A 7,469-nucleotide genomic window follows, 5' to 3' on the forward strand; every position below is an offset into this window, starting at 1 on the left:
AACCCGCATCAATAGCTTGGAAGGCTATAGTTTTACCACTAAACTACACTCGCATTTTAAGCGGTCTTGATTTACCGCTTAAACATATTAGCATATCTCATCTGATTTGCAAGCAGAGGCGATCTCGGTACTGGAGATCGACTCCTCCCACTGAAAACGGAGAAATTGTCGGCAGTTCAATAGCTCAAGGTGACAATTCAAACAGCTTAGATAAATCGGGCTTATTCTTTCGCAGTTCCCGATTCGACTAACTTAACTTTGGTTGCCAAACCGAGAAATTGCAGCACCTGAATTGTCATCCAAGTGATATCGATTTCCCACCATTTCATCCCATGCCGTGCGGAATACTGATAAGCATGGTGGTTGTTGTGCCAGCCTTCACCGTAGGTCGTAATTGCCACCCACCAGCAATTGGTGGAGCGATCACTAGTTTCAAAATTGCGATAGCCAAACTTGTGGGTCGCGCTATTGACCAACCAAGTACAGTGATAAACGATCACTAACCGTGCAAACACACCCCAGAACACAAACGGCCAACCACCGATCGCATACAATACTCCGCCCAACACGACTTGCAATGGGAAAAAGTATTCATTCAAAAACTGGTAAAACTTATCGTCGGCAATATCTTTGGTAAAGCGGGGAATATCGCTTTCGGCTGGAACTTCAAAACACATCCAACGGACGTGGCTCCACAAGAAGCCTTTCTTGGAATCGTGATGATCGACATCTTCATCTGAGTGCAAATGATGGTGTCGGTGCAACCCTACCCACCACAAAATCCCACCTTGCAAGGCTAACGTGCCGCAAAAAGCAAAAAAGTACTCTAACCACTTGGGAACCTGAAAACTCCGATGAGATAAGAGGCGGTGCCAGCCTAACGTAATCCCCAATCCACCTGTAATCCAGTGCAGCACTAATGCGACCCCGACAGCTTGCCAGCTAAATAGTCCTGGCAAAAAAGCACAGATCGCGCCAATGTGAAAGATTACGAGCGCGATAATCATCGTCCAGTCCAGACGAAGTTTTGTTGATGCGGCAACAGTCATTGAGATAACCTATGAAGAGTTTGAATAAGATGCCCGATCTGCGTTCAGATCCCACAAACAAATAATTTATCCCATTGAATCATGAACGGCGAATTAATCATTCCATCAGCAGAAAAGGCACTATCACTGATTTTTAATGGTATTGACGGCCAAGTCAAGGGTAATCTCCGCCGAGTTTTGGAAATTTATGCTCGTCACCGCGTTGGTGTTCGACATTTTTGCAGTGTCAGCGGCTACGGACACGACGATTTGGGTCGCGAAACGCTCGATCAAGTTTTCGCGGAAATTATGGGGGCAGAAGCTGCTGCCGTCCGAGTGCAATTTGTCTCTGGCACTCATGCGATCGCGTGTGCTCTATTTGGGGTATTGCGACCTGGGGATGAATTGTTGTCTGTCGTCGGCGCGCCTTACGATACCTTGGAGGAAGTAATCGGCACTAGAGGTAGCGGACAGGGATCGCTCAAGGAATTTGGCATCGATTACCGCGAATTAGCCCTGGAGAGCGACGGGGGGATCGCTTGGGATGCTTTGAGTCATGCGATCAAAAACAAGACCCGGATGGTCTTAATTCAGCGTTCCTGCGGCTATGCTTGGCGACCGTCCCTATCGATCGCGGACATCGAGCGGATTATTCAGATCGTCAAGCGTCAAAACCCCGAGACGATTTGTTTCGTGGACAATTGCTATGGTGAGTTTGTCGAAGATCGCGAACCGACTGCCGTCGGTGCCGATCTGATTGCTGGCTCGCTCATCAAAAATCCCGGCGGGACGATCGCCACTGGGGGTGGCTATGTGGCGGGGCGAGCGGATTTGGTGGAGGCGGCAGCTTGTCGGCTCACCGCACCAGGGATTGGTTCCTCTGGCGGCGCGACCTTCGACCAAAATCGGCTGTTATTTCAAGGTTTATTTCTCGCGCCCCAAATGGTCGGCGAAGCGATGAAGGGCAATCATTTGACCGCCTATGTATTCGATAAATTAGGCTATCCCGTCAATCCTTTACCTTTGGCACCACGTCGCGATGTGATTCAAGCGATTAAACTCGGTTCGCGCGCCAAGCTGATTGCTTTTTGTCGATCGATCCAACAAAATTCGCCGATCGATGCCTATGTCGATCCCGTGCCGGGGAATCTCCACGGCTATGAGAGCGAGCTAATTATGGCGGGGGGGACATTTATCGATGGGAGTACATCCGAATTTTCGGCTGATGGCCCCTTGCGCGAACCTTACACCGCTTTTTGTCAGGGAGGCACCCATTGGACGCATATCTCGATCGCCCTCGAAGCAGCAATAGCCGCAATTGCAGCACTCGATCAATAAACAATTTAGGGGTCAGGAATTAATTTAATTCCTGACCCCTAAAACCTCAGGTCTAAAGTCTAAAACCTACATGGTTGGCGGTAAATCCGAAGTACAATGGCCACATTTGCTAGCCGCGATCGGAATTGTCGATAAGCAGTACGGACACTCTTTCGTATCTGCTGCGTCCATCTTTTCCTCTTTTCGCTTGAATTTGGCCATCGCTCTAACCATTAAAAAGATGACGAGGGCGATCACGATAAAGGTGATGATATTGGAGATAAACAAGCCTAACTTGGCTGCGCCAACCATCCAACTTTCCAAGTCCTTAGCACCGCTGGCTTTGATTGCTGGTTCGAGAATTGCAGGGGTGATTACATCCTTGATGAAGGACTCAACTACCTTCCCAAATGCACCACCCATGATCACGGCAATCGCCAAGTCAAAAATGTTACCTTTGATCACAAAGTCTTGAAAGTCTTTAACAAATCCGGTCGCAGCCGTTCTAGAAGATCTCATTGTCATAATTTTTAGCTGTTCCTATCTCAATCTTAATAAATAGTGGTTTGGAAGATTATTATATCTTAGTTGTTAGTCAAATCGAGCTTTTTTAAGCGATCAATTTGACTAACATTATTAACTGTTGTAAATGTTGCAAATAGTATGCAATCGCTACCTAGACTAATATCTAGCAGATCGATTTAAGTAGGGATTTCTAGCGCGATCAACGCTGAATAAATATCTGAAACAGCTCGTTAGCTCGACTGGAATTAACTGCATAATCTGGCCGATCGTGTCAATAATTGTCAATGCTAGGCACTAAAATAGCGCGGCTCGCTTGAAGCTGACGGCAATACAGATCGACAAGATGGAAATAGTTCCCACTGCAACAGACAAGATCCACAGCCAGGTAGAAAGTCTTTTGATGGTCACAACTCCCTGATGATGGCGAGCTTGGAGATCGTCACAGATCGCTAGCAGTTCTCGATCTCGCACATCTAATGCGCTGTTTAATTGGCGATCGATCTGGATGGGGATGGATTGATGAATCGAGCAGATATCAGCCTGAAGCTGAGAAATCATCACTCGATCGTTCTCGATCTGATTAGCGATCTGTGTCAGTTGGGAGCGGAGCAGATCGGCTTTTTCGATCGTCTCCACAGTTAATTCGTAAAACTGTTCTTTTTCCGATTGGATCGATTGGGAGAGTTCGCCAAAACTCCGCTCGATTTGGGAAATTTTGAATTGCAGGGGTTGGGATTTTTCGACAACCCGCTCGTGCATCATTGTCAGGCGATCGCCTAAATCAGAGATTTCGCGAAGTTTTATGTTGATCTGTACAGTTTGCAATCGATCGGTGGCGATCGTTTGCATTAAACTCTCAACTGACTGTTGATACTGGCGTAATTTAGCTGCTGAATCGTCATGATGGGCCGCAAATTCGCGTTGGAGCGATCGGAGAGAGGCATCAAAAGCTGCACGTTCGGCAGCAATTCGTTCGCGAATGGTCTCTGTAACTGTATCGCTGGCAGTGAGTAGGTTCTGACGGGCAGTTTCGATTTGAACGCCCAGCCCTCGGAGCTGCTCGTAACCGCCAACTCGATCCAGCGTAGCCACGATCTCCATCCGAATTCGATCAAAGGCATCGATCGATTCGCGCACGGTTTCTACCTGACTTTTGCTGTACCGTGCTAACTGTTGAGTGCGAAACTTAATTTGCTTGACTGCTTGAGTATTGGCATCAACTCGATCGACTTGAGCTTGATTGCGCCGACTTAATAATTGCAGGAGGGTTTGGGCGGTGGTAAGTTGCTGGCGGGCATCATTTAGCTCTTGCAGCAACTGCTGCGTGTGGGTAACAGGTGCGACAGTCGAGATCCGCGATTGAATATTCGTAATAGAGTCGTTGGTAGTGACGGGCGATGCTAGTGGTGGCGGCTGTGGGGTCGTTAGCTGCAAAGCTCCGAGCAACAAATCGAGTTCGGCATTGACATCTGTGGGCGGGCTGTCGAATTGGCGGGGATCGTGACTAGCAGCTTGCAGCAAAGCGGCATCCACACTCATGACGCAATCGGAACTTTGCTCTAAGGCATCGTGCCGCCATTGGCGATCGGGATCGGTCTGTCGATCTGGTAGCATCGCGCCAAAATCGGGCTGTCGAGCGGCGATCGAATGCCACGCTAGATCTTTCTCCACAGGCAGTTGTAACGGTGCGGCTAAATCTCCAGAATCGATCGGCAGGGGCATTCTGGCACTCTCATGATCATTGAGTCGGGGTGAAGATGATGCTAGTTGGCCAATTTCCAAGTCTATATCCTGAATATCGTCACAGAAATTACTATTGCCAAGATCGTTAACTGCATTATTCAAGCAACATACCTCCTAAAATTGGTTAGCAATATCATGTGCCATCTAATTTGGTATGCCACAAATCAGTTAAGTCGCTCAATATTATATCTGTTGACTCGATCGTTCTAATTGGACTTTATGCTGAAAGTACCATCATTCATTTACCTTCAGCCCCTGGTGGCGATCTCGTTCGCGCTTAGTTGCCAGCACAAATACTTGTCGATCGCTCAATTTCCGGCATCGAAATTATACCAACGATCGTCGCTCTGGACGATCGATTCCCCTTCACGTTAGTACGTGGGGATCTCGATCTCGACCCCGCGCCCGTCCCGCTACCACTTATAATGTAGGGCAATAATCAACATTATTTAATATAGGTAACGATCGTGACTGCTACTATCCAATCGCCCGCTACAGCGCGTCGGGTTGTATTTCCATTCACTGCTATTGTGGGGCAGGAGGAAATGAAATTAGCTCTGTTATTGAATGTCATCGACCCCTTTATTGGTGGCGTGATGATCATGGGCGATCGCGGTACGGGTAAATCGACGACGATTCGCGCACTAGCAGATTTGCTACCAGAAATTGATGTCGTTGCTGGCGATCCTTTCAACAGCCACCCCAGCGATCCCGATTTGATGAGCGAGGAGCTGCGTCAAGAATTTTTAACTACACATGCCACATTTCCCGTCGCTACCAAAAAAGTGCCGATGGTCGATTTACCGCTCGGTGCAACTGAAGATCGCGTCTGTGGGACGATCGATATCGAGAAGGCACTCGCCGAGGGCGTCAAAGCCTTTGAACCCGGACTACTCGCCAAAGCCAATCGCGGCATCCTCTACGTCGATGAGGTCAATCTCCTCGACGATCACCTCGTCGATGTCTTACTCGATTCGGCAGCTTCTGGCTGGAACACCGTCGAACGCGAAGGGATCTCGATCCGTCACCCCGCCCGCTTTGTCTTAGTCGGTTCGGGCAACCCTGAAGAGGGCGAATTACGTCCTCAATTACTCGACAGATTTGGAATGCACGCCGAAATTCGCACCGTCAAAGAGCCAGCCCTCCGCGTCCAAATTGTCGAACAAAGATCGGATTTCGACCTCCAGCCCCACAAATTTACAACTGAATATCAAGCCGAACAAGTCCTGCTCCAACAGCGGATCGTCGATGCTCAAACTAGACTCGCCAGTGTCTCCCTCGACTACGATCTGCGGGTCAAAATCTCTCAAGTCTGCTCGGAATGCGATGTAGACGGACTTAGAGGCGATATCGTCACGAACCGGGCGGATAAAGCTTTAGCCGCCTTTGAAGGGCGCACAGAGGTGACTGTAGATGATATCAGTCGGATTATCGCCCTGTGTCTGCGCCACCGACTCCGCAAAGATCCCCTCGAATCGATCGACTCTGGCTACAAAGTTAATAAAGTCTTCGCTGAAGTATTTGGGATAGAGTTAGCTGCTAAGTAAGAAATCGATCCCACTCTCAAATAGTTATAAAAAAGCCGGCTTCTGCACAGAAACCGGCTTTTTAGTTGCGCATGAATGTCTAGAAATATGTTCTAGCCCAATTTTTTCTTAGTCATCTTGCGTTTGAGCAATACGACAGAACCAAAAGCGAATGCGGTACCCACAAAATCGGAAGGTTCTGGTACTGATGTAGAGACCAGACTAATGTTATCGATAACGATACCACCAGTCCCTGGATTTATCGCTTCAAATCTCAGTGTACCACTAGTGGGGTTGGAGAAAGTCTGACTAAAAGTAGCGAAAGATGAACCGCCAGGATTGGTTAATTGAGCAATCTCAACACCGCCCAGAAAGATTCTTGCACTAGTATTAGTTCCATCGGTTCCCAAGTTATTGGAGCCATAATTAAACGACAAAGTTGCTGTTTCATTACTTGCGAAAGTAAAGCTGTTTGTGCTTGTGATAGCACCAGCTGATTCGCCATTCAAGTCTACAAAGAGTCCATTGCCAGGATATATGTCATAAGTACCATTTCCGAGCAAGTCAACACCAGTTGAGACAGTCCAGTTTGCAAAACCTGTGTAGCCTAGAGTTCCAACAGCACCGTTCTCGGTGTTGAAGTTGTCATTCAATAAAGTAGCTGCTTGTGCCCGATCGACCGAACCGAAAGCCATTGCGAGAGTTGCACCACCGAGTGCAATGCCACTTACAAAAGAGCGAGTTGTCATTTTCATAGTAATCTACCTGTAAATATCTGTAAATCCAACCAAGGGAAAGAAAGGGGGGTTTGAACACCAACAGCAACAATAATTTGCGGAAGTTCATCTTACACAACAATTTATGCTGCAAAAGTATCAATGTCAAGTATGTGATGACACTAGCGACTAAGCCATTATACTCAGAATTTAGGCAATTAAGCTCGATTGATCGAGTCAAAGTACTAATTCTCTATAAAATTAGTATGCCCAAATTTTAGCTCTAGATCGCACCTGAAATTATCGCTTTTCCTCGCAGATAGCTGCTGCTAGCTCTCGTGTCGATCGAGCCTAGATCGCAACCGATCGCAAATATTCATGCTTGGTTAATGATGTAGACGCCCATAATTACGCTGCTAGGTCGATCGAAGGTCGATGGCTGCCAAGATCGGGAATACGTACTAGTAGAGTTCGGCGATCGCAATCGCGATCTTGGTGATTGTGGCTCGATCGAGGATGAAGTCGAATCAGTTTTAGGTGCAATTACGAAGTAGTGTCTTGAATCGGCTGACAGTGGTAGAGCTGGTACTGATATCCATAGACTCCCCGCGTAA

The 7,469-nt window shown here is 47.7% G+C and carries 7 protein-coding genes; 2 read left to right on the forward strand and 5 right to left on the reverse strand.

Annotated elements, in window-relative coordinates; translation table 11 throughout:
* Positions 1-221 precede the first annotated feature (221 nt).
* Complete coding sequence (locus tag RMO27_RS09720; RefSeq protein ID WP_309731819.1) at positions 222-1,049, reverse strand: fatty acid desaturase; 828 nt, start codon at positions 1,047-1,049, stop codon at positions 222-224.
* 81 nt (positions 1,050-1,130) lie between these two features.
* Here RMO27_RS09720 and RMO27_RS09725 point away from each other — a divergent pair, with 81 nt between their 5' ends.
* Positions 1,131-2,366, forward strand: coding sequence for a methionine gamma-lyase family protein (locus tag RMO27_RS09725; protein WP_309731821.1), 1,236 nt, complete (start codon positions 1,131-1,133; stop codon positions 2,364-2,366).
* Positions 2,367-2,432: 66 nt separating this feature from the next.
* Here the strand turns inward: RMO27_RS09725 and mscL are convergent, their stop codons facing one another.
* Together mscL and RMO27_RS09735 are read right to left on the reverse strand one after the other, a co-directional pair.
* Positions 2,433-2,870: a large conductance mechanosensitive channel protein MscL gene (mscL, locus tag RMO27_RS09730; RefSeq protein ID WP_309731823.1), complete on the reverse strand. Its 438-nt coding sequence runs from the start codon at positions 2,868-2,870 to the stop codon at positions 2,433-2,435.
* A gap of 294 nt (positions 2,871-3,164) precedes the next feature.
* Positions 3,165-4,715: a hypothetical protein gene (locus RMO27_RS09735; RefSeq protein WP_309731824.1), complete on the reverse strand. Its 1,551-nt coding sequence runs from the start codon at positions 4,713-4,715 to the stop codon at positions 3,165-3,167.
* Positions 4,716-5,080: 365 nt separating this feature from the next.
* Between RMO27_RS09735 and bchI the strand changes: the two genes are divergently transcribed.
* Positions 5,081-6,160, forward strand: a complete 1,080-nt coding sequence (gene bchI / locus RMO27_RS09740) for a magnesium chelatase ATPase subunit I (RefSeq protein ID WP_309731825.1) — start codon at positions 5,081-5,083, stop codon at positions 6,158-6,160.
* A gap of 92 nt (positions 6,161-6,252) precedes the next feature.
* Here the strand turns inward: bchI and RMO27_RS09745 are convergent, their stop codons facing one another.
* Together RMO27_RS09745 and RMO27_RS09750 are read right to left on the reverse strand one after the other, a co-directional pair.
* Positions 6,253-6,894, reverse strand: coding sequence for a PEP-CTERM sorting domain-containing protein (locus RMO27_RS09745; protein WP_309731826.1), 642 nt, complete (start codon positions 6,892-6,894; stop codon positions 6,253-6,255).
* Between the two features lie 337 nt (positions 6,895-7,231).
* The coding region (locus RMO27_RS09750) for a hypothetical protein (RefSeq protein ID WP_309731828.1) at positions 7,232-7,469 on the reverse strand (238 nt) is incomplete at its 5' end.

The organism is Chamaesiphon sp. OTE_75_metabat_556, from assembly GCF_031378165.1.
GTDB lineage: Bacteria > Cyanobacteriota > Cyanobacteriia > Cyanobacteriales > Chamaesiphonaceae > Chamaesiphon.

Excerpts from the sequence above, each read along its gene's own strand:
- mscL (WP_309731823.1), bottom strand. The coding sequence starts at position 2,870 with ATGACAATGAGATCTTCTAGAACGGCTGCGACCGGATTTGTTAAAGAC.
- RMO27_RS09725 (WP_309731821.1), top strand. The coding sequence starts at position 1,131 with ATGAACGGCGAATTAATCATTCCATCAGCAGAAAAGGCACTATCACTG.
- RMO27_RS09745 (WP_309731826.1), bottom strand. The coding sequence starts at position 6,894 with ATGAAAATGACAACTCGCTCTTTTGTAAGTGGCATTGCACTCGGTGGT.
- RMO27_RS09720 (WP_309731819.1), bottom strand. The coding sequence starts at position 1,049 with ATGACTGTTGCCGCATCAACAAAACTTCGTCTGGACTGGACGATGATT.